The sequence below is a fragment of the Spirillospora sp. NPDC000708 genome (assembly GCF_040299565.1).
In the GTDB taxonomy this organism is placed as follows: Bacteria; Actinomycetota; Actinomycetes; order Streptosporangiales; family Streptosporangiaceae; genus Spirillospora.
The window spans coordinates 19,086-43,046 of sequence record NZ_JBEPCJ010000075.1 but is presented as its reverse complement, the minus strand read 5'-3'; the positions used below and the strand labels follow the sequence as shown (position 1 = coordinate 43,046).

The 23,961-nt window shown below is 73.4% G+C and carries 25 protein-coding genes; 18 read left to right on the top strand and 7 right to left on the bottom strand.

The genetic code is table 11. The annotated features are described in order from the left end of the window. The first annotated feature begins 21 nt into the window (after positions 1 to 21). The 6 genes from ABT299_RS38325 to ABT299_RS38300 all read left to right on the top strand — a co-directional run bounded on the left by ABT299_RS38325 (position 22) and on the right by ABT299_RS38300 (position 7,228). Positions 22 to 372, top strand: a complete 351-nt coding sequence (locus tag ABT299_RS38325) for an antibiotic biosynthesis monooxygenase family protein (RefSeq protein WP_190855307.1) — start codon at positions 22 to 24, stop codon at positions 370 to 372. Continuing rightward, positions 369 to 2,126: an acetyl-CoA carboxylase carboxyl transferase subunit alpha gene (accA, locus tag ABT299_RS38320; RefSeq protein ID WP_500253723.1), complete on the top strand. Its 1,758-nt coding sequence runs from the start codon at positions 369 to 371 to the stop codon at positions 2,124 to 2,126. Before ABT299_RS38325 ends, accA begins: the two co-directional genes overlap by 4 nt. Further along, positions 2,113 to 2,610, top strand: a complete 498-nt coding sequence (locus tag ABT299_RS38315; RefSeq protein WP_500253722.1) for an acetyl-CoA carboxylase biotin carboxyl carrier protein — start codon at positions 2,113 to 2,115, stop codon at positions 2,608 to 2,610. Before accA ends, ABT299_RS38315 begins: the two co-directional genes overlap by 14 nt. A 10-nt stretch (positions 2,611 to 2,620) precedes the next feature. Further along, the gene (accC, locus tag ABT299_RS38310; protein WP_387026548.1) at positions 2,621 to 3,970 is read left to right on the top strand and encodes an acetyl-CoA carboxylase biotin carboxylase subunit; all 1,350 of its coding nucleotides are present in this window, start codon (positions 2,621 to 2,623) and stop codon (positions 3,968 to 3,970) included. A gap of 6 nt (positions 3,971 to 3,976) precedes the next feature. Then, positions 3,977 to 4,750: a thioesterase II family protein gene (locus ABT299_RS38305; RefSeq protein ID WP_500253721.1), complete on the top strand. Its 774-nt coding sequence runs from the start codon at positions 3,977 to 3,979 to the stop codon at positions 4,748 to 4,750. 594 nt (positions 4,751 to 5,344) lie between these two features. Continuing rightward, positions 5,345 to 7,228: an AfsR/SARP family transcriptional regulator gene (locus ABT299_RS38300; protein WP_190855319.1), complete on the top strand. Its 1,884-nt coding sequence runs from the start codon at positions 5,345 to 5,347 to the stop codon at positions 7,226 to 7,228. A 143-nt stretch (positions 7,229 to 7,371) separates the two neighbouring features. On the opposite strand, the gene ABT299_RS38295 is transcribed toward ABT299_RS38300, so the two are convergent. From ABT299_RS38295 to ABT299_RS38280, 4 genes are all read right to left on the bottom strand, one after another. Next, the gene (locus ABT299_RS38295) at positions 7,372 to 8,940 is read right to left on the bottom strand and encodes a pyruvate, phosphate dikinase (protein WP_500253720.1); all 1,569 of its coding nucleotides are present in this window, start codon (positions 8,938 to 8,940) and stop codon (positions 7,372 to 7,374) included. Continuing rightward, positions 8,937 to 9,539, bottom strand: coding sequence for a transcriptional regulator (locus ABT299_RS38290; protein ID WP_387026540.1), 603 nt, complete (start codon positions 9,537 to 9,539; stop codon positions 8,937 to 8,939). Before ABT299_RS38290 ends, ABT299_RS38295 begins: the two co-directional genes overlap by 4 nt. Next, positions 9,536 to 10,639 carry a TetR/AcrR family transcriptional regulator gene (locus tag ABT299_RS38285; RefSeq protein WP_500253719.1) on the bottom strand — a complete coding sequence of 368 codons (1,104 nt, stop codon included), beginning with the start codon at positions 10,637 to 10,639 and terminating at the stop codon, positions 9,536 to 9,538. The genes ABT299_RS38290 and ABT299_RS38285 overlap by 4 nt, the downstream gene beginning before the upstream one ends. 94 nt (positions 10,640 to 10,733) lie before the next feature. Continuing rightward, the gene (locus ABT299_RS38280; RefSeq protein WP_500253718.1) at positions 10,734 to 10,973 is read right to left on the bottom strand and encodes a hypothetical protein; all 240 of its coding nucleotides are present in this window, start codon (positions 10,971 to 10,973) and stop codon (positions 10,734 to 10,736) included. A 433-nt stretch (positions 10,974 to 11,406) separates the two neighbouring features. Here ABT299_RS38280 and ABT299_RS38275 point away from each other — a divergent pair, with 433 nt between their 5' ends. The 9 genes from ABT299_RS38275 to ABT299_RS38235 all read left to right on the top strand — a co-directional run bounded on the left by ABT299_RS38275 (position 11,407) and on the right by ABT299_RS38235 (position 19,232). Continuing rightward, entirely contained in the window at positions 11,407 to 12,441 is a 1,035-nt protein-coding gene (locus ABT299_RS38275; protein ID WP_500253717.1) for an urea transporter, read from the top strand. Beyond that, positions 12,438 to 13,241, top strand: a complete 804-nt coding sequence (locus ABT299_RS38270) for a sirohydrochlorin chelatase (protein ID WP_500253716.1) — start codon at positions 12,438 to 12,440, stop codon at positions 13,239 to 13,241. Before ABT299_RS38275 ends, ABT299_RS38270 begins: the two co-directional genes overlap by 4 nt. Continuing rightward, a complete protein-coding gene (gene ureB / locus ABT299_RS38265) occupies positions 13,234 to 13,632 on the top strand; it encodes an urease subunit beta (RefSeq protein WP_190855333.1) in 399 nt (132 codons plus the stop codon). The genes ABT299_RS38270 and ureB overlap by 8 nt, the downstream gene beginning before the upstream one ends. Further along, entirely contained in the window at positions 13,610 to 14,317 is a 708-nt protein-coding gene (locus tag ABT299_RS38260; protein ID WP_387026530.1) for an urease accessory protein UreF, read from the top strand. Before ureB ends, ABT299_RS38260 begins: the two co-directional genes overlap by 23 nt. A gap of 25 nt (positions 14,318 to 14,342) precedes the next feature. Then, positions 14,343 to 14,978, top strand: a complete 636-nt coding sequence (gene ureG, locus ABT299_RS38255; RefSeq protein WP_190855335.1) for an urease accessory protein UreG — start codon at positions 14,343 to 14,345, stop codon at positions 14,976 to 14,978. Then, positions 14,960 to 15,949, top strand: a complete 990-nt coding sequence (locus ABT299_RS38250) for an urease accessory protein UreD (protein WP_500253715.1) — start codon at positions 14,960 to 14,962, stop codon at positions 15,947 to 15,949. The genes ureG and ABT299_RS38250 overlap by 19 nt, the downstream gene beginning before the upstream one ends. 261 nt (positions 15,950 to 16,210) lie before the next feature. Then, positions 16,211 to 16,519 (top strand): urease subunit gamma, encoded by a 309-nt coding sequence (locus ABT299_RS38245; protein WP_190855337.1) that lies wholly within the window; start codon positions 16,211 to 16,213, stop codon positions 16,517 to 16,519. A 102-nt stretch (positions 16,520 to 16,621) separates the two neighbouring features. Continuing rightward, complete coding sequence (gene ureC / locus ABT299_RS38240; protein ID WP_190855339.1) at positions 16,622 to 18,343, top strand: urease subunit alpha; 1,722 nt, start codon at positions 16,622 to 16,624, stop codon at positions 18,341 to 18,343. A 115-nt stretch (positions 18,344 to 18,458) separates the two neighbouring features. Next, positions 18,459 to 19,232: a methyltransferase domain-containing protein gene (locus tag ABT299_RS38235; protein WP_500253714.1), complete on the top strand. Its 774-nt coding sequence runs from the start codon at positions 18,459 to 18,461 to the stop codon at positions 19,230 to 19,232. Between the two features lie 10 nt (positions 19,233 to 19,242). On the opposite strand, the gene ABT299_RS38230 is transcribed toward ABT299_RS38235, so the two are convergent. Beyond that, positions 19,243 to 19,773, bottom strand: a complete 531-nt coding sequence (locus ABT299_RS38230) for a hypothetical protein (protein WP_500253713.1) — start codon at positions 19,771 to 19,773, stop codon at positions 19,243 to 19,245. Between the two features lie 413 nt (positions 19,774 to 20,186). On the opposite strand from ABT299_RS38230, the gene ABT299_RS38225 reads away from it, so the two are divergent. Genes ABT299_RS38225 through ABT299_RS38215 form a run of 3 tightly spaced genes read left to right on the top strand, consistent with a single transcriptional unit; the run spans position 20,187 to position 23,010 of the window. After that, on the top strand, positions 20,187 to 20,657 hold the full coding sequence (locus ABT299_RS38225; protein WP_500253712.1) for a hypothetical protein: 471 nt from the start codon (positions 20,187 to 20,189) through the stop codon (positions 20,655 to 20,657). Positions 20,658 to 20,710: 53 nt separating this feature from the next. Continuing rightward, positions 20,711 to 21,931 (top strand): carboxylate-amine ligase, encoded by a 1,221-nt coding sequence (locus ABT299_RS38220; protein ID WP_500253711.1) that lies wholly within the window; start codon positions 20,711 to 20,713, stop codon positions 21,929 to 21,931. 26 nt (positions 21,932 to 21,957) lie between these two features. Continuing rightward, positions 21,958 to 23,010, top strand: a complete 1,053-nt coding sequence (locus ABT299_RS38215) for an iron-containing redox enzyme family protein (protein ID WP_500253710.1) — start codon at positions 21,958 to 21,960, stop codon at positions 23,008 to 23,010. 63 nt (positions 23,011 to 23,073) lie between these two features. On the opposite strand, the gene ABT299_RS38210 is transcribed toward ABT299_RS38215, so the two are convergent. Together ABT299_RS38210 and ABT299_RS38205 are read right to left on the bottom strand one after the other, a co-directional pair. Next, complete coding sequence (locus ABT299_RS38210) at positions 23,074 to 23,298, bottom strand: CDGSH iron-sulfur domain-containing protein (protein ID WP_500253709.1); 225 nt, start codon at positions 23,296 to 23,298, stop codon at positions 23,074 to 23,076. After that, entirely contained in the window at positions 23,282 to 23,920 is a 639-nt protein-coding gene (locus ABT299_RS38205) for a HemK2/MTQ2 family protein methyltransferase (protein ID WP_387026513.1), read from the bottom strand. Before ABT299_RS38205 ends, ABT299_RS38210 begins: the two co-directional genes overlap by 17 nt. Between the last annotated feature and the right edge of the window lie 41 nt (positions 23,921 to 23,961).

Genomic DNA, 23,961 nt, shown 5'->3' with positions numbered 1-23,961 from the left:
CCACGGAACGGAGGCCCTCTGATGGGACGGATCTCGGTCGCGGACGGCTACTACACCCTGGTCAACATGTTCACCGTGCGGCCGGAGGACCAGCGCCGCATGTACGACGAGATCGTCGACGTCACCGGCGTCATCAGGCGATTCCCCGGCTTCGTGTCGGCCAACGTGCACCTGAGCGAGGACGGCACCCGGGTCGTCAACTACGCGCAGTGGCGCAGCCGCGAGGAGTTCGAGGCGATGCAGACCCACCCGAGCGTGCAGGACCACTTCAGGCGCTGCCGCGCGCTCGCCGAGATCGACTCGGTGTTCTGCTCGGTCGCGTTCGCGCACGGCGGCGCGGCCGGCGCGCCGGTCGCGGGAGGCGGGCGATGACGGTCACCAACGGCGGGCGGCCGCGGCCCGGCCCGGCCCGGACGGAACCGGCGGCCGAGGACGCGTGGCTGCGCTGCGACGGCTGCGGCGCGCTGGTCTACGGCCGCAAGTTCGACCGCAACCTGAAGGTGTGCCCCGACTGCGGGCACCACGGGAGGCTGACCGTCTGGGAGCGGCTCGAGCTGCTCCTGGACCCCGGCAGCCTGCGCCGTTTCGGCGAGACGGTCCGCTCCACGGACCTGCTCGGCTTCACCGACACCAAGCCGTATCCCCAGCGGCTGGCCGAGAACCGCAGCCGGACCGGCAACCCGGCCGCCGCCGTCTGCGGGCACGCGAGGGTCGAGGGCCGGCCGGTCGTCGTCGCGGCGCTGGACTTCGCCTTCCTTGGCGGCAGCATCGGCGCCGCGGTCGGTGAGCTCGTCGCGCGGGCGGCCCGGACCGCGCTGCACGACCGCGTCCCGCTCGTGATCATCTCCGCGTCGGGCGGGGCCCGCATGCAGGAGGGCGCCATCTCGCTCATGCAGATGGCGAAGACCAGCCAGGAGCTGAACCGGCTGCACGCGGCCGGGATCCTGGTCGTCAACCTCAACCTCAACCCCACCTTCGGCGGCGCCACCGCGTCGTTCTCGATGCTCGGCGACGTGATCATCGCCGAGCCGGGCGCGCGGATCGGGTTCGCCGGGCCGCAGGTGATCCGGCAGACGATCCGCCAGGAGCTGCCGCAGGGGTTCCAGACGGCGGAGTACCTGCTCGACAACGGCCAGATCGACATGGTCGTGCCGCGCGAGGGACTGCGCGCGATGCTCGGCCGCGTGCTGCGCCTGCACGCCCCCCGGCCGCGGAGGCGGGCGCCGCAGGACGAGGGACGTCCGCCCGCCGCCACGGTCACCGACCCCGCCGAGCTGGCGGAGCGGCCCGCCGCCGACGTGGTGGCGCGGGCGCGTTCCGTCGAGCGGCCGACCACGCTGGACTACTGCGCCTACATGTTCGGCGACTTCGTCGAGCTGCACGGCGACCGCGCCCGCGGCGACGACCCGGCCGTGGTCGGCGGGCTCGCCGACCTCGACGGCCGCACGGTCGTGGTCATCGGGCACCAGAAGGGCCACGACGTCGCGGAGATGGTCCGGCGCAACTTCGGGATGCCGCACCCGTGGGGCTACCAGAAGGCGTACCGGCTCATGCAGTACGCGGCCAGGTTCGGGTTCCCGCTCGTCACGTTCGTCGACACGCCGGGCGCCTACCCCGGGATCGAGGCGGAGAGCAACGGGCAGGCGTTCTCGATCGCCCGGTGCCTGGAGCGCATGTCGGACCTTCCGGTCCCCGTCGTCTCCGTCGTCACCGGGGAGGGCGGCAGCGGCGGCGCCCTGGCGCTGGCCGTCGCCAACCGGGTGCTGATCCTCGACAGCGCGTACTTCTCGGTCATCAGCCCGGAGGGATGCTCGACGATCCTCTTCGGCAGCGCGGAAGCGGCGCCCCGCGCGGCCGAGCAGCTCCGCCTCACCCCGCCCGACCTGCTGCGCCTCGGCGTGGTGGACGGCGTGATCCGCGAGCCGGGCGAGGGCGCGCACGCCGAGCACCTGGCGACCGCCGACCGGATCAAGGCCGCGCTGCTGGAGGGGCTCGACGAGCTGGATGCGCTGTCCGCGCGGGAAGGCCCCGGCGCGCTCGTCGAGGCGCGCTACCGGCGGTACGCCCGGTTCGGGGACCCGGCCGGGATCACGACCATCGAGGACCGGGACCATGGACGGCGTTGACACCGGCGCGGGCGCCGGGGACATCGACCGGATCCGCACGCTGAGCAGCACCGTGAGGGAGATCGTCGACGGGCTCCCCGGACGCGTCCAGCGGGTGACCGTCCGGGCGGGCGAGCTCTCGGTCGACCTCAGCTTCCACACGCCCGAGGGCGGGACGCCCGCCGCCGCGGTTCCGGCCGCGGCGGACCAGGCGGTCCCGGCAGGCGCGCCCGCCGAGGCCGGGGCGGCGGACGGCACGGCCGGCGAGGCCGTCCGCGCCCCGCTGGTCGGCACCTTCTACGGGCGGCCGTCCCCGGACGAGCCGCCGTTCGTCGAGGTCGGCGACGTCGTCGAGGAGGGCCAGCAGGTCGCGCTGATCGAGGCGATGAAGCTGTTCAACGCGGTCACCGCGGCCGTCCGGGGCCGGATCGCCAAGGTCCACGTCGCCGACGGCGACATGGTCGAGTACGACCAGCCCCTGTTCGACCTGGTGCCGGAGGGCTGAGGAGGACGCCGTGTTCAGCAGGGTGCTCATCGCCAACCGCGGCGAGATCGCGGTCCGGATCATCCGGGCCTGCCGCGGGCTCGGCCTGTCCACCGTCGCCGCCTACTCGACCGCCGACGCGGACTCGCTGCACGTGGCGCTCGCCGACGAGGCCGTGTGCGTGGGCCCGCCGGCGCCGCGCCGGAGCTACCTCGACATCCCCAACGTGATCGGCGCCGCGCTCAGGACGGGCGCGGACGCCGTCCACCCCGGCTACGGGTTCCTCTCCGAGGACCCGTACTTCGCCGAGATCTGCGCGCAGAACGGCATCACCTTCATCGGCCCGCCGCCGGAGGTCATGGAGTCGGCGGGGGACAAGGCGATCGCGCGCCGGCTCATGGGGGAGGCGGGGCTGCCGCTGCTGCCCGGCACGACCGAGCCGGTGGCCTCCCTCGACGCCGCGCTGGAGGTGGCGGACCGCGTCGGCTACCCGGTGGTGCTCAAGGCGGTCGCGGGCGGCGGCGGCCGGGGCATCTCGATGGCGGCGTCGCGCGCCGAGCTGCGCGAGACGTACGCCAGGACGCGGAGCGGGGCGCAGGCGGTCTTCGGGGACAGCCGCGTCTACCTGGAGCGCTACCTGCCGGTCGCCCGGCACATCGAGTTCCAGGTGCTCGGCGACGCGCACGGCCGGATCGTCCACCTGGGCGAGCGCGACTGCTCGGTGCAGCGGCGCCACCAGAAGCTCGTCGAGGAGGGGCCGTCGCCGGCCCTGGACGACGACCTGCGGGCCGAGATGGGGGAGGCGGCGCTGCGGGGCGCCAAGGCCCTCGGCTACCGGGGCGCGGGGACCGTGGAGTTCCTCCTCGACGACGACGGCCGGTACTGGTTCATGGAGATGAACGCGCGCATCCAAGTCGAGCACCCCGTCACCGAGATGATCAGCGGCGTGGACCTGGTCACCGAGCAGATCAGGATCGCCGCCGGGGAGCCGCTGGCCTTCGACCAGGCCGACGTGCGGCTGACCGGGCACGCGATCGAGGTGCGGGTCAACGCCGAGGATCCCGACCGCGGCTTCGCGCCGACCCCCGGGACGCTCGCCGAGTTCCGCGCGCCCGGCGGCCCCGGGGTGCGGATCGACTCGCACTGCGCGCCCGGCGCCGCGATCCCGCCGTACTACGACTCGATGATCGCCAAGCTGATCGTCTGGGACCGGGACCGGCCCGCGTGCCTGCGGCGGCTGCGCACGGCGCTGGACGAGCTGAAGGTGGAGGGCCCGGGGCTGCGCACCACCGTGCCGTTCCACCGGCGGGTCCTGGAGCATCCGGTGTTCCGCGCGGGCGGGACCCACACCGATTTCGTCGACCGGCATCTGCGGGGGTGACCGGCGATGGCGACGACGAACGACGTCTGGTTCCTCGGCGGGCCCGCCCCGGCGGAGGCCGACCTCGTCCTGTTCTGCGTGCCGCACGCGGGCGGCGGCGGTGTCGGCTACAAGCCCTGGAGCGCGATGCTGCCCGCGTCCGTCCACGTGCAGCCCGTCCAGCTCCCAGGACGGGAGACGCGGGCCGCCGAGGCGCCGGACTTCGACCCCGCCGACCTGGCGCGGGCGCTGGCCGCCCGCGCCGGGGGCCTGCCCTACGCGATCTACGGCCACAGCATGGGCGGCGTGCTCGCCCAGGAGGCGGTCCGCGAGCTGATGCGGCTGGGCGAGCCGCTGCCCGAGCGGCTCGTGGTCGGCGCGAGCCACCCGCCGCACGTCGAGAGCGCGTGGATCGGCCGCTGGCGGAGCCTGCGGGACGAGGAACTGCTGGAGGAGATCATCGCGCTGGGCGGCACGCCGGAGGTCGTGCGGCGGCATCCGCGCCTGCGGGACCGGCTGGTGCGCGTGCTGCGCGCCGACGTCGGCTGGCTGTCCGGGTACCGGCTGCCGCCGGCGGAGGAGATGCCGCGGGAGCTCCCGGTGCCCATCGCCGCCATCGCGGGCGCGCGCGACCCGATCGCCCCGCCCGAGGCGATGGCCGCCTGGCGCGACCTCACCTCGGTCGGGTTCGCGCTCACCGTCATCGACGCCGGCCACTTCTTCCACCTGGACGCCCCGGCCGAGATCGCCGGGCTCCTGCCGGCCGGGCCCGCCCCGGCGAGGACGCCGACCGGCCCGTGACCCGCTCCCGGTCGCGCGGCGTGTCAAGAGGCGCGAAGGTGAGCACCGCGTCACCCGCGCCGCCGGAAAATAAGGGCGCCCTGCGGCCGGGTAATTTGGGCGCCCGGTGCAACCCTCCGTGATGTGCACTCTGCATTCCGTCATTCATTTGCCGCGAGAATGATCATTCGCATTCGCGGTCACTTGTGCCGGCCGCCGGTATCGGGGGTTCATCGCCTCGTCAGCGGACGTTATATCCGATGGCCTCGCCGTTTCCGCCGGACCGGCGGTCGCGGTGGCCGGATACGGCCAACGGATCCCTTGAATCACGCCCGGCGTGGACATAGATTTAAATCACCCGAACACTGCTAGGTTGTATGCGTTGTAAACGTATCGACCGGCATGCGATGAAGGGGGTCCAAAGACGGCGGCCGGCGCATTTACTAGAAAGTTGAATTAGTTTCCGCCTGTGTTGGTCGGATGTTTCTTTGCGGTGCCGGACGGTCTCCGTAGGTGGCGGACACCGGGGCGGCGAGTGCAACTGGGGATGATGATTCCATGCAGTTTCGACTGTTGGGCGGTCTTGACGTCTCTACGGGCGGTGAGGAGCGGATCATGCTCCCGCCCAAGCTGCGCACCATCATGGCGATGTTGCTCATACTGCACGACCAGGTCGTTCCCACCAGCCAGTTCATCGACGAGATATGGCTGGGGGACCCGCCGGTCACGGTCGTGGCCACCATGCAGACCTACATCTACCAGCTCCGCAAGCTGCTCGGCATCGGCGAGTCCGGGCACGAGCAGGGCATCGCGCTGCTCACCGAGCCGTCGGGCTACCAGCTCCAGGTGGCCCCCGAGTGCATCGACGTCCCGGTCTTCGAGCGCTGCTTTCAGGCCGGCCAGAAGGCGTTCGCGGAGGGCGACTACACGCGGGCCGCCAACTCGCTGGAGAGCGCCCTGTCGCTGTGGCGGTCCCAGGCGCTCGCGGACGTCCAGAAGGGACCGTTCCTGGAGTCGTACGCCGCGCACCTCGAGGAGACCAAGATCCAGGTCACCGAGCTGCGCATCGACGCGTACCTGCAGCTCGGACGCAGCCTGGACGCGATCCGCGAGCTGAAGTCCCTGATCATCAACCAGCCCCTGCACGAGGGCCTGCACTCCAAGCTGATGCTGGCGCTGCACCGGTCCGGCCGCCGGCACGAGGCGCTGGCGGTCTTCGGCCGGCTGCGCCGCTCCCTGGTGGACGAGCTCGGCATCGAGCCGTCGCCGCCGGTCCAGCGGCTGCACCGCGCGCTGCTCGCCGCGGACCCGTCGCTGGACCTGCCCGCGGTGCGGGCCGCCGAGGACGTGCTCACCGCGCCCACGGTGGTCGCCGTGCCCGCCCAGATCCCCGCCGACATTCCCGATTTCATCGGCCGCGATTTCGTGCTCGGCCGGCTGGAGCAGACCTTCCTGCAGAACGGCAGAAAGCAGGCTCCGCCGATGGTCTCGATCACCGGAATGGCCGGGGTGGGCAAGTCCGCATTGGCGGTCCGGCTCGCCCACCGGGTGCGGCAGCGCTTTCCGGACGGTCAGTTCTTCGCCGCGCTCCGCCGCAACGGGGCGGCGGTCGATCCGTCCGATGTGCTCGCCGACCATCTGCACGCGATCGGTTTCGCGCACAGCCAGATACCGGCCGCGCTGGAAAGCCGCAGTCAATTGTTCTGCAGCTGGTGCGCGGACCGCCGGGTGCTCATCGTCCTCGACGACGCGATGAGCGAGGAACAGGTGCGGCCGCTGCTGCCGGGAAGCCCGCACTGCGCGGTGATCATGACGAACAGGTCACCGCTCTACGGGATTTCCGGGCTGCGCACGTTCGAGATCAATCCGCTCGCGGAGGACGACGCGATCGAACTGCTCGGGATGATCGTCGGCCGCCGGTGGAGCGGTCCCGAGCGCCAGGCCGCCCGGTCCATCGTCGACTACTGCGAGAACCTGCCGCTGGCCGTGCGCGCGGTCGGCGCCCGGCTCGCCCGTCCGGCGTCGCCCTCGCTCGACCGCTGGGTGGCGAGCCTGGAGTACGGCCGCCGGCGCATCGAGGAGCTGTGCTCGGGCACGTTCGACATGTGGACGCGGCTGGAGCAGAGCTACCTCGAGCTCGACGACTCCGCGCGGACGGTCCTCCTGCTGCTCGGCCGGCACGCGCCCGCCCGCTTCGGGGTCGAGGAGATGGCCCGGCGCTTCCAGATCGACTCCTTCGAGCTGGAGCGGATGCTGTCCACCCTCGTCGACGCCCGGCTCCTGCTCGTCGAGGCCGACGGCGCGGGGGAGACCCGGTACGTGCTCCTCTCCATGATCCGCGCCTTCGCCCTTGAGCGGTTCACGGCCGAGCTCGGCGAGCACACCGAGGCGGCCGTGGAGGCCGGCGACGGAACCGTCGACGACGACTGGGACGAGCCTACGGTCCCCCTCGCCCCGCCCCCGCAGCTCGCGCTGATGAGGCCCGGCCCGAGCCACTGACGCCGGACCCGGCGCGTCCCCCAGAACCCGACCGCACCGTCAGGCACACGGACTGCCTACCGCCGCTCCCCACGCTCCCCTCCACCCGCCTCTTCCAGGCCCGTCGCCGTCGCGAACGCGGCCGAACCATCCGACAGGTCGTTTCACAGCCGTGCGTGCGCCGCACCGAGGCGCTCCTCGTCCGGGCGCGCCGATCGATCGCCGGAGACCTCGTCGGCCCAGTCGAGCAGCCGGTGCAGGTGCTCGTCGACGAGCGCGGCGCCGACGCCCGGGTCACCGGCCGCGACCTCCCCGCCGGTGCCGTCGATGGTGATCAGCGTCCCTTCGGGGACGACGCGTTCGCCGACCCGCGCGCACCCCGCCTCGGCATCGACGGTGAGGCCGGCCGCGTCGACGACCGCGGCCTTGCCCATGGCCCGCGCGACGACGGCGGCGTGGCTCGCCGGCCCGCCGCGGCTCGTGACCACCCCGGAAGCGGCGGCCAGGCCGTGCATGTCGAGCGGTGAGGTGACGGGACGCACCAGGATCACCGGCCCCTCGGCGGCCATCCGGACGGCCCGGTCGGCGGTGACCGCGACGCGTCCGGTCGCGACGCCGGGGCATGCTCCTCGGCCGCGCGTGAGGAGGTCGATCCCGAGGCCGGTCCGTATCCGGGGGGTGCGGGCGCCGCGGAGATGCCGCGGTGAGATCCGCCGCAGGGCCGTGCGCCGGTCGATGAGCCGTTCGTCGGCGAGGTCGACGGCGACCCGGACCGCGGCGCGGCCCGCGAGGCCGCCTGGCCGTACCTGCAGGAACCACAGGTCGCCGGTCTCGAAGGTGAACTCGACGTGGCAGGCGTCGCGGTAGTGCCGTTCGACGCGGTGCAGGGCCGCCACGAGGCGCTCCCATACCGACGGCTCCCGGTCGGCGAGCTCGGACAACGGCCGGGTGCTGGAGCGCCCGGAGACGACGTCCTCGCCCTGCCCGCCGAACAGGACGTCGCCGAACGGCGTCCTGCCGCCCGTGTTCGGGTCGCGGCTGAAGGCGACGCCGGTACCGCTGCGCCCGTCCCGGTTGCCGAACACCATGGCCTGCACGATCACGGCCGTGCCGAGGTCGTGGGGGACGCCGTGCAGTTCGCGGTACGTGACCGCGCGCGGGTTGTTCCAGGACGAGAAGACGGCCCTCACCGCCGCCCGCAGCAGGCTCATGGCGTCGTCGGGGACGGTCATGGCGGCGGACGGCGCCGCCGCGTCCGCGTCGGTCGCGTCCGCGAGGTCCGGGATCCCGTCCGTCGCGGTCGCGAAGCTCATGAGGAACCGGCGGCGCGTCTCGTCCGCGAAGGCCGGGTCGCCGGTCTCGGCGGCCAGCGCGGCGGTCGCCTCGGTGGTGAGACCGAGGTCGAGGACGGTGCTCATCATGCCGGGCATCGACACGGCGGCGCCCGACCGGACCGACACCGCGAGCGGGCGCGGGCCCGCGCCGAAGCGCCTTCCGGTCGCCGCCTCCAGCCGGCGGACGGCGGCGGACAGGTCGGCGTCGAAACCCTCCGGAAGGCGCCCGTCCCGGAGGAAGGCTCGGCAGGCGCGGGTGCCGATGACGAACCCCGCCGGCACGGGCAGGCCGAGGCGTCGCAGGACGACGAGCCCGTGGCCCTTGCCGCCGAGAACGTCCGCCGACTCACGCGCACCGGGGGCGAGGGGATGGATCCAGCGCATCGGAACGCGGTTCACCGGCGCGGGATGCCGAGGGTGGCGAGCAGGTCCTCGTGGAGCTGGAACCACACGGTGTGGTACGAGGTGGTGCTGTCCGTCAGATGCTCCAGAGCACCGGACCGGGCCCGGTCGAGCGCGGCGGTGAGCCGCACCCGGTACCGCCCGAACCGGGGCAGCGCCGCGGACAGGTCCGCGGCGACGGCTCCGGCGCGTCCGTCCAGGTCGGCGAAGCGGTTCAGGACGCGGGCGTCGTACACCGGGTCGGAGTGGTCGTTCGGCGCCATCGCGCCGTCCACGGTGCGCAGCTGCCAGGCGGAGCAGAGTTCCAGCAGCTCCGGGTTCAGCACCATGAACCTCCGGTAGGCCGCCGTCAGGGCGTCCCGGGTACCGGCGGCGTCGAGCTCGCGGACGGTCCGCCGGGCGTCCTCGGCGCGGCCGGCCTCGGTGAGGCCCCAGGCGCCGCACTCCCCGGGCGACCGCGTCACCCAGCCGGCCACGGCGAGGTCGATCAGGTGGGACTCCGCGTCCGCTTCGGGGAGCCCGGCCGCGTCGGCCACGCGGGGCAGCGCGGCGTGGCCGATGCACCGGAGCGCGTGCAGCACGATCGACCCGGTCATCGCCCGTTCGCCCCGCTCGGCCGCTCGGCCGGGGCGGAGGCGGTCGCCGCGGCGTAAGCGGCGCCCCTGCCCCCGGCCCGAGCGACGACCTTCCCGTCCCGTACGCGCACCGCGACCTCGGTGTCCTCGGCCGTGCCGGCGCCGACGGCGGCCGCGAGCAACGCCCGCTCATCGAGGACGAGGCGCATCGGCGGACCGGCCGCCGGGCCGAACGCCCGACGCAGGCACACGGCGAGGTCGGCGATCCGCAGCCGGACGAGCGCCCCGATCTCGGCGGGGTCGTCCGTCACCAGCGCCACGGTGACCGCCTCACCCCGGTGGGGCGCGCGAACCGCCTCCTCCGCCGCACCGAGACGGCCCGTCCCGAGGACCACGACGATCCCGTCCTCACCGAAGCCGGCGGGACGGTCCGTGATCGCATCCGTCAGCTCCTCGGGCGGCGTCCATGTGTCGTCGCACAGGCGCGGCGCGGCGACGTACGGCAGATGGGGCGGGTCCCAGGCGTCGCCCGCTTCGAGATCGGCGAGACGCCGGCAGGCGCGGGCCACCTCGAACGGGTCGCCGAAACCGGGCGCCGTTTCCGCGAGATGGCCCGCCCCGTGCAGCAGGGTCATGATCAGCTCCGCCGCCCGCACGCGCCGTCCCGTCCCCGGTCCCGCGCACGATTCCAAGGCGAGTGCCAGCAGCAGGGCTTCCAAGCTCGCGAGCTGGGCCATCGCCGTGCGGCCCGGCTCATCGGCGAACACCCCGGTCAGCGAACGCGACTTCAGCTTGCTGGCGTCCGGCGCGTCACCGGCCAGCGGCAGCCGCTCGAGCCAGACGCGGGCGAAGGCCTCCGCCCCGTCCGCCGCGCCGGCGGCCTCGAACGCGCCGGCGGCGGCGGGCTCGTCTCGCTGTACGGAGTCGAGCAGCACCGCCAGGTACAAGGACCGCTTGCTCGGGAAGTTCGAGTACACGGCGCCGCGCGTCAGTTCGGCGCGGGCGGCGATGCGGTCGACCTTGGCATCGGCGAAGCCGTGCTCGGTGAACTCCTCCACCGCCGCCGCGAGCACGGCGGCTCGCGTCCGAGCCTGCTGCTGCGCCCGGGTCAGCCGGACCATCGGCCCTCCTCGCGTTCCTCGACGGCGCTCAGGATACTCCGAACATCCGGATGATAAGAACATCTGAATGCGCCTCGGGGACCCGTGCGCCGCGCTAGCGCCGGATGACCGAGCGGATCCAGGCGCGTTGCTGCGAGACCTGCCCGGCCTCGGCGACCCTCTGCCGGTCGGAGCCGTCGAAGACACCGAGAAGGGTCTCGCCGCCGCGCGGCGCGACGCTCATGATCGGGCCGCCGGAGTCGCCGCCGGCGGGAATCCCGGACACCTTCACCGTGCAGAAGTCCGAGCCGCCCGGTGCCGTGTAGCCCTCGCACCGGCGATCGTCCGGCCGCACGACCTGGAGGACCGACTGCTCGAGGACGGGGGACTGGCAGGCGTTCTCGTCCGTGGTGCAGGTGGCGCCCCCACCCGTACTGCCGCACGATCCGGCCGGGGCGGACGCGGGCCGTGGCCAAACGCGCCGTCCGGACCTTCATCGGCGACACCTTGATGAGACGGACCGCCGCGTTTCCGCGAAGGGCGCGGCCGTGGCCGCTTGGGCGCGGGTCCTGCGGCGGGCGCGTTGCACCGTCGCGTACCTGCATTTCAGTCATTCGGCGTATTCGGGCTTATCGCCGTTGCCGGAATCGCGGCGGATTCTTTCGGTCCTGCGTGCGTTACGCGGCCGAATGGGGGAATTCACGATTTTGCGGTTTGACCAAAGGTTGGCGATCGCCGGTTTTTGTGGCATTGGCCTTCGGGGAACCCTGCTGGATGCCGCCCTCCGCATGGGGCGCCGTCGATCGCCATGCGGTCCGTCACTCGCGATAGGAGAGGCGTCCATGGACTCACCGCCGGCGCCGGCGGATGCGCCTGGTGGGCCGTCGCGCCCGCCGGCGGACCGGGCCAAGGAGGGAGTCCTGGCGATCCTGCGGGGGGTGGCCCAGGTCGACCTCCAGCCCGGCCACTGGACCGGGCTCATCTTTCTCGTCGCCCTTTTCGCCGGTGGCTGGCAGTTCGGTGCCTTCGGGCTGCTCGGCTGCGTCACCGCCACGCTCACCGCGTGGTCTTTCGGGGTTCCTTGGAAGCGGGTCTCGGCGGGTCTCGAGGGGTTCTCCGGGACGCTGGTCGGAGTCGGCCTGGTGCTCTACCTCGGAGCGAGCTGGGTGACGCTCCTCGTGGTCATCGGCGCCGCCATCGGGGCGAGCATGGTCAATTCGGCATTGAACGTCCTGCTGAAGCCGTACGGCCTGCCCGCGCTGACCGCGCCGTTCTGCGTGGTGACGCTGCTGATGCTGATCGCGGCGCCGTCCTTTCACCGGGTGTGGGCCCGCCATCCGGGCAACGTCGCGCCGTCGGTCGCCCATCCGGGCACGGCGGTGTCGTGGACGGACGTCTGGCACGGCTTCTTCAACGGGTTCGGGCAGGTGTTCTTCCAGGACAAGTGGTACGTGGGGCTGATCTTCCTGGTGGGGCTGGCGGTGTCGAGCCGGACGGTCGCGGCGGTGGCGTGCGCGGCGAGCCTGATCGGGCTGCTGATGGGCTGGTGGCTCGGGGCGCAGGCGGCGGACCTCGGCGCGGGCCTGTACGGCTACAACTCGGTGCTGGCGGGGATAGCGCTGGCCGGGACGTTCGTCGTGCTGGGCCCGGTCTCTCTCGTTTACGCGGCGGTCGGGGCGGCGACCGCCGCGGTGACGACCCCCGCCATCACCAACACGTTCAGCATCATCGGCGGCCACGCCCTGACCTGGCCTTTCGTGCTGGTCACCTGGGTGTTCCTGGGCGCCGTCCCGACCCTGTCCACACTCCGGCGGACCACATGACAGGGTCGGGAGGCCGCGCCGTGCTGGCGGTCGGCGGGCACGAGAGCCTTCCCGCGCACGGCCCGCCCGGCGGCGGCTCCTCGCCCGGCGCCCACGGGATCTACGACCCCGGACGGGGACTCAGGTCCGCGCTGGGGGACCGCCCGCGCGCCGTGGTGGTGCCGATGACGCTCGGCCGCGACCCCGGCCTCGGGCGGGCGGCCGCGCAGACACTGGCCTGGGCGGGGCGCGACCGGCCGGGCGACCTGCTGCTCGCCCCGCCGTTCGGCACGATCACGCACCTGATCGGGTGGATCCGGGCGGCGGTCCTGAAAGCGATCCGCGAGGAAGGGTCTCGCGGTGCGGTGCTGCTGGTGGCGCGGGCGGCGGACCCGGAGGCCGACGCGGAGCTGTTCAAGGTCGCGCGGCTGGTCGGGCGGTATCTGCCCGTCCGCTGGGTAGAGGTCGCCTTGACGGACGGTGATCCGGACGTGGCCGAGGGTGTCGAGCGCTGCCGCCGGCTGGGCGCCGATGAGGTCGTGCTGGTGCCCGCTTCGCTCGTCCCGCCCCCGCGCTGTCCCGTGGCGGACCGCGTCGCCGGGCCGCTGCTGGGCGCGGCGGCGATCGCGGCGCTGGTCCGCGACCGCGCGGCCGAGGCGGAGCGCCGGTGGCGCCGGGACCGCGACGACGGCCTCGCCGCGGCCGCCCACCACGGCCACGGCCATGGGCACGGGCACGGTGAGGAAGGCGGACCGCACCGTCACGACGCATTTCCTGAATTCACGAGGACGACACCGGGGGAGGGGACCGCGCATGGCTAAGGGCGGTTACATGTTCGGGGACGGGGAGATCGAGCTCAACGCCGGTCAGCGCCGGGAGACGCTGACCGTGCACAACACCGGCGACCGGGCCGTCCAGATCGGCTCGCATTTCCATTTCTTCGAGGTCAACCGGGCGATGAGCTTCGATCGCGACAAGAGCTTCGGAATGCGGCTCGACATTCCGGCGGGTACGGCGGTGCGGTTCGAGGCCGGTGACACCAAGGAGGTGCGGCTCGTCGAGTACGGCGGCGGGCTGCGCATCGTCGGGTTCGGCGGCCTGCTGGACGGGAGCGTCCGCTCCTCGGCCGCGCGCAGGGAGGCGCGCGTCCGGCTGCACGCGCGGGGATACGCCGACACCGGGGCGCACGGTGCGTCGACCGGCGAGCACTGAGGCGCTGGAGCCGCTGCTGGCGCAGTTGCAGCTGACCGACTCGGGATTCCCCAGCGGCCTGTACACCCTGTCGCACGGCGTGGAAGGCCATTTCCAGCTCCGCGCCGTCGGCGCGGACGACCTGTACGACCTGGTGCGCGACCTGGTGCGGGCGGCCGGGACCGCCGACGCGGCGGCGCTGGTGCTCGCGCACCGGGCGGTGACCGCCGATGACTGGGACGCGCTGGTGGAGACCGATCGCCGGCTCTACGCGATCAAGCTCAACCGGGAGCAGCGGACGGCCTCCGTCCGCACCGGACGGCAGGTGCTGGACACGGCCGCACCCGCGTTCGACTCGGCCACGGCGGCCCGGCTCGCGCGCTTGGTCGTCGAAGGGACGGCGCCGGGCAACCATGCGGTCGTCGTGGGCACCGTGCTCGCGGGGCTCGGCGTTCCGGTCCGCGACGCCGTGGCCGGTGACCTGTACGCGTTCGCGGCGGGCTGCACGGCGGCGGCGGTGCGGCTGGGCCGGATCGACTTCCGGCGGGCGCAGGCGCTGCTGCGTGAGGTCCGGCCGGAGCTGGTCGCGGCGGCGGACGCGGCGCTGGCCGTCCGGGACCCGCGGGACCTGCACGCCTCGGTCCCGGCCGCGGACGCCGCGGCCGCCGAGCACGAACGGGCCGAAGCGCGCCTGTTCGTCACCTGACCCGATCGACGTCCGGAGGGACGACATGGAACTGGAAGAGGTGTACAAGGTCGGCGTCGGCGGGCCGGTGGGGTCGGGGAAGACCGCCCTCATCGAGGCGCTGGTGCCGCTCCTGGTCGCCCGGGGCCACCGCCCCGGCGTGATCACCAACGACATCTACACGCAGGAGGACGCCGAGCACGTCCGCCGGACGCTCGCCGGGACGCTGGACGCCGAGCGGGTCGTCGGCGTGGAGACCGGGTCCTGCCCGCACACCGCCGTCCGCGACGACCCGACGATGAACCTGGCCGCGGCGGCCGAGCTGCTCGACCGCTTCCCCGACATCGACGTGCTGCTGTTCGAGAGCGGCGGGGACAACCTGACCCTCACCTTCAGCCCGGCCCTGGCCGACGTCTACGTGTTCGTCCTGGACACCGCCGAAGGGGAGAAGATGCCGCGCAAGCGCGGCCCGGGGACCACCGACTCCGACCTCCTGGTCATCAACAAGATCGACATCGCGCGGTACGTGCGCACCGACCTGTCGGTCATGGAGCGCGACGCGCGCGCGGTGCGCGGCGACGGCCCGGTCATCCTGACCGATTGCCTCACCGGGACCGGCGTCCCCGAGGTCGCGGACTTCGTCCTCGGACGCCGGGAGGCGATGTGCTCACCGGCGGGATGATCTCCGGGGGACCGGCGACGGGGCCGGCCGGCCCGGTCCGGTCCGACCGGACGACCCCGGCGCACTGCGCTCCGGAGCGGGTGCCGCCGGAGGTGGCCCGGTACGCCGCGACGCCCGACACCCTGCCGGTCGGCGCGGCGGGCAAGGTCGGCGTGCTGGAGCTCGGGTTCGCGCTCGCGGGCGGGCGGACGGAGCTGACCCGCCGGTTCCAGAAGGCGCCGCTGCACATCACGCGTCCGCTGTTCCTGGACGCCGCGCTGCCCGACATGCCGTACGTCATGTTCCTGTCGTCCGGGGGCGGGGTTCTCCAGGGCGACCGGTACCGCATCGGGCTGGAGTGCGGGCCGGGGACGTCGGCGCATTTCACCACCCAGACCGCCACGCGCCTGTACCGGATGGAACACGACTACGCCACCCAGGTCGTCGAGCTGGACGCCGGGCCCGACAGCTACGTCGAGTACCTGCCCGCGACCACGATCCCGTTCGGCGGCTCCCGGTTCTACCAGCAGATGAACGTCACCGTCGGCACCCGCGCGACCGTCGTCCTGGGCGAGAAGCTGATGGCGGGACGGCTCGCGCGCGGGGAACGGCACGCCTACGCCGCCTACTGCACGGACCTGGAGGTCCGGGACGGCCGAGGCCGGCTGCTGTTCGCCGATCCCCTCCGGCTTGTGCCCGGCGAGCGCGCGGTGACCGGTCCCGCCGTGATGGCCGACTTCGGGGTGATGGCCACCCTGTACGTCGTCACCGAGATGGCACGGGCGACCGAGGTCGCCGACGCCATGCACGCCGCGATCGCCGGCACGGGGCTGCGCGGTGGCGCGAGCGTGCTGCCGGGCGGCTGCGGGGCGTGGGCCCGGATGCTCGGCGACCGGTCTCCGGAGGTCGAAGCGGCCTTCGCCCGCACGTGGGGGGCGGTGCGCAGACTGCTGCTCGACGTCCCCGCTCCGGAACACCCCACGGGCCGCTGACCGTGGCGCGCGCCGCCCATGCGCCCGCCGCCGTCCCCGGCGGCGATGACGGGGCCGCGGAACGGCGGGCCGCACCGGAGAGCCTTGATCATTGAGGAGTCATGGAGCGCTCTTGGCTTTCCGGTGCGGGATAACGGAGATCAGGATATCGGGTCTCCCTTTCGCTTCGGCTCGCGGGACGTATCGGCCGAGGCTTTATACCCCTGCGACGTCGGCGCCGCCACTCCGGTCTTCCTGTCCATTTTGTCGAAAGGATCGTGGATGAATCTCACGCCACGCGAGATGGACCGCCTGGTCATCTTCACCGTCGCGCAGATGGCCATCAAGCGGCGCGACCGCGGGGTGAAGCTGAACTACAGCGAGGCGGTGGCGCTGATCACCCACGAGGTCGTCGAAGCCGCCCGTGACGGCAGGTCAGTCGCCGACTGCATGGAGCTGGGCAAGCAGGTGCTGGGTCCCGACAAGGTGATGCCCGGAGTCCGGGAGATGCTGCCGCTGCTGCAGGTCGAGGCCGTCTTCGACGACGGCACCAAGCTGATCTCCTGCCACGACCCCATCGGAGCGGAATAGCCTCGCGGATCCCCGGCCGTCCGCCGCGATCGTGCCGTGCCGCGGCGCGCGCAAGAGCAAAAGGCGCGCGAAAGCGAATCATCCAGGAAAGGTGAGTCTCGAATGACCTCCATGAGTCGGCAGAAGTACGCGTCGATGTACGGCCCGACGGTGGGGGACCGATTCCACCTCGGCGACACCAACCTCGTCGTCGAGGTCGAGAAAGACCACAACGAGGGGCATTACGGCGACGAGACCCAGTACGGCGGCGGGAAGACCGTCCGCGACGGCATGTCGAGCGACCCCGCGTCCACCGGCACGGTGGCGCTGGACCTGGTGATCACCAACGCGGTGGTGATGGACCCGGTGATCGGCATCGTCAAGGGCGACATCGGCATCAAGGACGGCCGGATCGTCGGGATCGGCAAGTCCGGCAACCCGCACACCCAGAACGGCGTGGACCGGCGCCTCATCATCAGCGCCGACACCGAGGTGATCTCCGGGGAGAACCTCGTGGCCACGCCCGGCGCGATCGACACCCACGTGCACTTCATCGCGCCCGAGCAGGCGGCCCACGCGCTGAGCAACGGGATCACCACCCTGGTCGGCGGCGGCACCGGCCCCGCGGACGGCACCCGCGGCACCACCTGCACCCCCGGCGCCTGGAACCTGTCGCGCATCCTCCAGGCCTACGAGGACATCCCCGTCAACGTCGGGGTCTACGGCAAGGGCAACAGCAGCCTGCCCGCGCCGCTGGAGGAGCAGATCCGCGCCGGAGCGGCCGGGCTGAAGGTCCACGAGGACTGGGGGACCACCCCCGCCGTCATCGACACGTCCCTGTCCGTCGCCGACGCCTACGACGTCCAGATCGCGATCCACACCGACACCCTCAACGAGGCGGGCTTCGTCGAGGACACCATCAACACGATCAACGGCCGCTCGATCCACACCTACCACTCCGAGGGCGCGGGCGGCGGGCACGCCCCCGACATCCTGCGGGTGACCGGCGAACCGAACATCCTGCCCGCCTCGACCAACCCGACGCTGCCCTACACCACCAACTCCGTCGACGAGCTCCTCGACATGACGATGGTCTGCCACCACCTCAGCTACGACGTGCCCGAGGACGTGGCGTTCGCCGACAGCCGGGTGCGCGGCGAGACGATCTCCGCCGAGACCGTGCTGCACGACCTCGGCATCATCAGCATCATCGGGTCGGACTCGCAGGCGATGGGCCGGGTCGGCGAATCGGTCACCCGCGCCTTCCAGATCGCCCACCACAACAAGGACAAGCGCGGCGCCCTCCCGGAGGACTCGTCCCGCAACGACAACTTCCGGGTCCTGCGGTACCTGGCCAAGCTCACCATCAACCCCGCCCGCGCCAGCGGCATGGCCGACGAGATCGGCTCGCTGGAGGACGGCAAGCTCGCCGACGTGGTGCTGTGGCAGCCCCACTCCTTCGGCGCCAAGCCCTTCATGGTGGTCAAGGGCGGCATGGTCAACTGGTTCCAGATGGGCGACCCGAACGCGTCCCTGCCGACGCCGCAGCCCGTCTACTACCGGCCCACCTTCGGCACCCACTCCGCCGCGCTGTCCGGTACCTGCGTGACCTTCATGTCCCAGGCCGGCATCGAGGCGGGCGTTCCCGAGAGGCTCGGCCTGCGGCGGCTCGTCCGGCCGATCCGCCAGTGCCGGACGGTCGACAAGCGCCACATGGTCCGCAACTCGACGGTCGCCGACATCACGGTCGACCCGGAGACCTACAAGGTCTCGGTGAACGGCGAGCCCGCCCACATCGAACCCGCGCACGAACTCCCCCTCAACCGCCTGTTCTTCCTCACCTGACCGGGCCGCCGCGGACCTCGAAGCCCTCATCCAGCAGGCCACCGGCGACGCCGAGGGGCCTGACTCCCCGAGTGCGCTTGACTTCAAGTGCACTTGAAGCCGCAGGATCCCGCGCATGGACCAGAAGCAGACGACAGGCCGCACCAGCGCCGAGACCGACGCGCTCATCGCCCTGCTCGACATCGGTGACTCCATCCCCGGCGCGAGCGAACTGCGCGCGCGTTCCTACGAGTTGCTCGGCGTCGCGCCGGACGCGGTGGTGGTCGACGTGGGATGCGGTTCCGGCCGCGCGGTCGCCGAGATGGCCGAGCGGGGCGCGCGGGCCGTCGGCGTCGACCTCGACGAGCGGATGGTCGCCGTGGCCGGCGAGCGCTGGCCCGCCGCGGAGTTCCGCGTGGCCAGCGCCTACGAGCTGCCCTTCGCCGACGGTGAGCTGCACGGCTACCGCGCCGAGAAGGTGTTCCACGTCCTGGACGACCCCGCCCGCGCGATCGGCGAGGCGCGGCGGGTCCTCGCCCCCGGCGGGCGCCTCGCGCTGATCGGGCAGGACTGGGACACCTTCGTCATCGACGCCGACGACGAGGCGCTCACCCGCACCATCGTGCACGCTCGCGCCGACCGGGTCCGCACGCCCCGCGTCGTCCGCCGCAGCCGCAACCTCCTCCTCGACGCGGGCTTCGCCGACGCCGCCGTCGAGGTCCACACGAAGGTCTTCACCGACGCGGCGATGGTGCCCGCCCTGGCCGACCTCGCCGAAGGGGCGCGCTCGGCCGGGGCGATCAGCGACGCGCAGGCCGAGACCTGGGTCGCCGAGCAGCGCGAGCGCGGCCGCCGCGGCCGCCTGTTCTTCGCCCTCCCCCTCTTCGTCACCAGCGCCACCCGCCGCTGACCCGAGCTCGTCAGCGGGCGGTGGCTTTGCCGTTCTTCACGGTCAGTGCGGCTTGGACGCCTTCCGTGCCGCACTGCGGGCCGCTGTGAAGGGTGGCCTTCGGAGTGACGACGAGTTCCTGGTCGACGAGTGCGCGGTGGTGGCGGTCGCGCAGGGTGAGCGTTACGTGGACGGGGGATTTCGGCAGATCCGCGATGGCGGCGAATCCGTGGCGGCCGCCGTCGGGCGAGGCGGACGCGCTGCAGAAGGCGTCGGGACCGGTGCCGCGGCATCCCAGCGGGACGCTCGTCGAAGAGGGTTGCAGCACGAGCCGCTTCGTGACGCAGGTCCCGTTCCAGCACACGCGCATCGACGCGGACGCGACGCGGGAGGCGTCCGGAGCGGCGATGTCCACGCCGATGCCCGTCGGCGAGAAGACCAGCGGGCACTCGCGCGGGGGGTTCTCGGAGCCGCAGGCGGCGAGGGCGAGCAGTGCGGCACCCAGCGCCGCGGCTCGAAAGGGCGCCGCCTTCGCGGGGGCGTGCTGGAATCGGCTGACCATCCGCCATGATCAGCACATGACGCGCCCCGGCGGCAGCGGAACGCGGAGAACGACGACGCTGGGGAACTTCTCGGCCGGCAGGGAGGCATAGAAGTGCTTGCGCTGCCGGCGCAGCTCCGCGCTCTCGGGGTCGTCCAGGCGCCCCCACGGGCGGGGCGCTGGTAACCGGCGAACCCCAGCGCGTAGGTGATGAGGAAGGAGTAGCAGCGGACGGCCAGCTCGGGGGACAGGTCGGCCTCCAGGAAGCGGGCGATGACGGCCGCCACCTGGCGCCGCCACTGAGCCGTCCCGCCGCGAGGCCGGGACGGTGCCGGGGTCGGGACGGCGCGGGGCACGGGGCCGATGTTTGCCGGGTGCGCCGGAGGGGAGCGCAGCACAAGAGGCCGATGCGGACGATCAGGAGGGGGCGCGGGATGGCCTGCTTGGTGCGAGGAGCGCTGCGGGGCGCCGCCGCAGGCGCGGCGGGCACGACCGCGCTGAACGGCGTCACCTATCTGGACATGGCCCTGCGCGGGCGCCCGGGAAGCGACACGCCCGAGGAGACGGTGCGCGCGCTCTCGGACAAGACCGGCATCCCGGTGCCCGGCGAGGGCGACGAGCAGGACAACCGCGTCTCCGGCCTGGGCCCGCTGACCGGACTGGCGGCCGGCGTCGGCACCGGGGCGCTGCTCGGGATGGTCACCGCCGCCGGGTGGCGGCCGGGCCGGGCCGTCACCGCAGCGCTGGCCACCGCCGGAGCCATGCTCGGCAGCAACGGCCCGATGACCGCGCTGGGCATCACCGATCCGCGCGCCTGGCCGGTGTCGTCCTGGATCAGCGACCTGGTGCCGCACGTCGCCTACGGCGCGGTCACCGCCGCGGTCCTGTACGGCCTCGACCACTGACGCGCACCGGAGCGGGGGACGCCGCTCAGGCCGGAACCGGGAGGGCCCCCGCCATGCGACCGACCGCGATCAGTGAGCAGGAGCCGGGCCTGACGGTCGGCGTGGAGGAGGAGTTCCTGCTCGCCGATCCGGTGACCGGAGAGACGACGGCGAGCGCCGAGGCCGTTCTCGCGCGCACACGGAACCTTCCCACGCCCTCCGGTGCGCAGTTCTACCTCGAACTCCTCGGCACGCAGGTGGAGGCGGCGTCCGCCGTGTGCACGGATCTGCCGACGCTCGGGCGGCGGCTCGCGGCGGCCCGCGGCGAGCTCGCCGCGTCCGCGCGGCAGGAGGGCGCGCTGCTGGTCTCCTCGGGGACGGCGCCCCTGCCCTGCCCCGTGCCGGCGACCTCCGAGGGGGAGCGGTTCTCCCGGATCCGCGACCTGTACGCGGGCGTCGTGCGCGACTACGAGGTGTCCGGCTGCCACGTGCACGTCGGCGTCCCCGACCGGGACACCGCGGTCGCCGTCGTCAACCACCTGCGCCCCTGGCTCCCGACCCTGCTGGCGGTGTCGGCGAACTCGCCGTACGCCGCGGGCGCCGACACCGGCTACGCGAGCTGGCGGATGCTCCAGCAGGCCCGGTTCCCGGGGGCCGGGCTGCCGCCCTGGTTCCCGTCCGCCGAGGACCACGACCGGGAGACGGCCCGGCTCGCCGAATGCGGGGTGGTCGTGGACCCCGCCATGTCGTTCTGGCTGGCGCGGCCCTCTCCGCGCCTGCCGACGGTCGAGGTCCGCGCGGCCGACGCCGTGCCGACCGCCGAGGAGGCCGTGCTGCAGGCCGCCCTCACCCGCGGGCTGGTGCGGACCGCGCTGGCGGAGCTGGCGGCGGGACGGACCGCGTCCCGCGCGCCGCGCGAGCAGGTCGGGGCCGCCGCCGTCTGGGCGGCGGCCCGCTACGGGCTGGCGGGCGACGGCGTCCATCCGGTCGAGGAGCGGCGCGTCCCGGCCGCACGGCTGGCCGCCGCGCTCCTCGACCACGTGGCGCCCGCCCTGGAGGAGACCGGCGACCTCGACCGGACGCGTGCGCTGCTCGGCCGCGTCCTGCGCGCGGGGACGGGCGCGGAGCACCAGCGCCGGGCGGCGGCCGGCGGCATGCTCGCGGTGGTCGAGGCGCTCGCCCGCCGGACGTCCCCGCATCCCACCTCCGCAAACGGTGACGAACCGGACGTCGATGGCCGAATGGACGGGATAGGAGCGGGTACCGCAGGCCCATCGTCCGAGACGGCCCGGTGATCGGCCGGGACAGCACGAGGAGGGTCATGACGACCGTTGCGACGAGCCCGTCCGAGACCGGCGCGCGGCCGCCGCTGCCCGCGGCACGCGGCGCGCTGTCGGAGGCGGTGCTGGCCGCGCTCTCCCGCCCGGAGCCCGCGGACCCGGCACCGATGCTGGACGCCGCCCGCGCCGCGATCCGGCGGGACGCCCCCGATCCGTTCGGCGAGGACCTGCACCTGGCCCTGTACGTCTGCTACGAGCTGCACTACCGCGGTTTCGGCGGGGTCGACGACGGCTGGGAATGGGCGCCCGCGCTGCTCGCCCTCCGCGGCGAGCTGGAGCGCCGCTTCCTGGAGGCGCTCCGCGCGGAGACCGGCACCGGCGACGACGTGGAGGGCGTCCTCGCCGAGGTGCTCGCCGAACCGGTCGGCGCGTACGGCGTTTCCCACCACCTGCGGGACGAGGGGGGGTGGTGGCAGGTGCGCGAACACGCCGTGCACCGCTCCGCCTACCACCTCAAGGAGGCCGACCCCCACGCCTGGCTGATCCCCCGGCTGCGGGGCCGGGCCAAGGCCGCGCTGGTCGCGGTGGAGTTCGACGAGTTCGGCGGCGGCCGCGGCGAGGACATGCACTCCCGGCTGTTCGCGGACCTCATGGAGGACCTCGGCCTCGACCCGTCCTACGGCCGCTACCTGGATCTGGTCCCGGCGCGGATGCTCGCGATCGTCAACATGATGTCGCTGTTCGGCCTGCACCGCTCGCTGCGCGGCGCGATGGCCGGGCACTTCGCCGCCGCCGAGATCACCACGGCGCCCGCCGCGCGCCGGATGGCCGCCGCGCTGGAGCGTCTCGGCGCGGGCCCGCGCTGCGTGCGCTTCCACACCGAGCACATCGAGGCCGACGCCGTGCACGAGCAGGTGCTCCGGCACGACGTCCTCGGCGACCTGCTGGCCGAGGAGCCCGGCCTCGCCGGGGACGTGGTGTTCGGCGTCCGCGCCACCGAGTTCCTGGAGGGCCGGTTCGGCGAGCATCTGCTGGCGTCGTGGCGGGCGGGCCGCACCTCGCTCCTGCAAGCGCTCCCGTCCGGATCCTTCTAGACCGGCTCCCTTCGCTGCTCAACGGCTCCGTCCGGCCAGAACGGCCGGAAGGAGCCGGACGGGCTAGCTCGACGCAGTGGGCTTGCGGCGGGGCTTGCGGCGGTGGCTGGTGTCGCAGAACGGGTACCGGCGGCTCCGCCGGCACGCGCACAGCGCGACCATGAACCGGTCGGACGACACGGTCGTGCCCTCCGGCAGCTCGATCTCGAGGGGGCCCTCCACCAGCACGGGCCCGTCCGGGTCCAGCCGGACCCGGCGGGGAGCGGGGCGGTCAGTTCCGGTCGGCACGGACCACCACCAGTTCCTCGGAGCGGCCGCCGGGCCGGGCGAGCCCCGCGGCCTCCAGTTCGGCGGCCCGCGCCCGCAGCACCGGGCCGTACGGCTGGGTGCGCCGTGCGGCGACCGACGCCGTCATCCCCTGGGCCCGCAGCGCGTCCAGCGTCGCCTGGACACCGGAGACGGCCGACTGGACTATCAGCAGCGTGCCGCCGCGGCGGAGCTGGCGGGGCGCCCGCTCGCAGATCCGGTCGAGCAGCGCCCGGCCGTCCGGGCCCCCGTTCCACCAGCGGGCCGCGCGTCCCGGCGCGGCGGCCCCGCTCGGCACGTACGGGGGATTCGTCACGATCATGTCGAACGCCTGGCCCGCCACCGGTCCGAACAGGTCGCCCTGCAGCACCCTGATCGGCAGCCGGTTCAACCGGGCGTTGGCCCGGGCGGCCAGCACGGCCCGTGTGGACACGTCCACCGCCGTCACCCGGCCCGCCCCTGCCCGGGCGGCGGCGAGCGCGAGCGCACCGGTCCCGGTGCACACGTCGAGGACGCGGGCCCCCTTCAACAGCGGAGCCTTCCGTAGAACCTCGACCAGTAGGAAGGTATCGCCTTGGGGAGCGTAGACCCCCGGCGGCCTCATGAGCCTCATCCCTCCCGGCTACCCCCTACCGGGTCGCCAAA

Coding starts and splice junctions, on each gene's coding strand:
- ABT299_RS38325 (WP_190855307.1), top strand. CDS start 22: ATGGGACGGATCTCGGTCGCGGACGGCTACTACACCCTGGTCAACATG.
- accA (WP_500253723.1), top strand. CDS start 369: ATGACGGTCACCAACGGCGGGCGGCCGCGGCCCGGCCCGGCCCGGACG.
- ABT299_RS38315 (WP_500253722.1), top strand. CDS start 2,113: ATGGACGGCGTTGACACCGGCGCGGGCGCCGGGGACATCGACCGGATC.
- ABT299_RS38305 (WP_500253721.1), top strand. CDS start 3,977: ATGGCGACGACGAACGACGTCTGGTTCCTCGGCGGGCCCGCCCCGGCG.
- ABT299_RS38300 (WP_190855319.1), top strand. CDS start 5,345: ATGCTCCCGCCCAAGCTGCGCACCATCATGGCGATGTTGCTCATACTG.
- ABT299_RS38290 (WP_387026540.1), bottom strand. CDS start 9,539: ATGACCGGGTCGATCGTGCTGCACGCGCTCCGGTGCATCGGCCACGCC.
- ABT299_RS38285 (WP_500253719.1), bottom strand. CDS start 10,639: ATGGTCCGGCTGACCCGGGCGCAGCAGCAGGCTCGGACGCGAGCCGCC.
- ABT299_RS38275 (WP_500253717.1), top strand. CDS start 11,407: ATGGGGCGCCGTCGATCGCCATGCGGTCCGTCACTCGCGATAGGAGAG.
- ABT299_RS38270 (WP_500253716.1), top strand. CDS start 12,438: ATGACAGGGTCGGGAGGCCGCGCCGTGCTGGCGGTCGGCGGGCACGAG.
- ureB (WP_190855333.1), top strand. CDS start 13,234: ATGGCTAAGGGCGGTTACATGTTCGGGGACGGGGAGATCGAGCTCAAC.
- ureG (WP_190855335.1), top strand. CDS start 14,343: ATGGAACTGGAAGAGGTGTACAAGGTCGGCGTCGGCGGGCCGGTGGGG.
- ABT299_RS38245 (WP_190855337.1), top strand. CDS start 16,211: ATGAATCTCACGCCACGCGAGATGGACCGCCTGGTCATCTTCACCGTC.
- ureC (WP_190855339.1), top strand. CDS start 16,622: ATGACCTCCATGAGTCGGCAGAAGTACGCGTCGATGTACGGCCCGACG.
- ABT299_RS38235 (WP_500253714.1), top strand. CDS start 18,459: ATGGACCAGAAGCAGACGACAGGCCGCACCAGCGCCGAGACCGACGCG.
- ABT299_RS38230 (WP_500253713.1), bottom strand. CDS start 19,773: ATGGTCAGCCGATTCCAGCACGCCCCCGCGAAGGCGGCGCCCTTTCGA.
- ABT299_RS38225 (WP_500253712.1), top strand. CDS start 20,187: ATGGCCTGCTTGGTGCGAGGAGCGCTGCGGGGCGCCGCCGCAGGCGCG.
- ABT299_RS38220 (WP_500253711.1), top strand. CDS start 20,711: ATGCGACCGACCGCGATCAGTGAGCAGGAGCCGGGCCTGACGGTCGGC.
- ABT299_RS38215 (WP_500253710.1), top strand. CDS start 21,958: ATGACGACCGTTGCGACGAGCCCGTCCGAGACCGGCGCGCGGCCGCCG.
- ABT299_RS38205 (WP_387026513.1), bottom strand. CDS start 23,920: ATGAGGCCGCCGGGGGTCTACGCTCCCCAAGGCGATACCTTCCTACTG.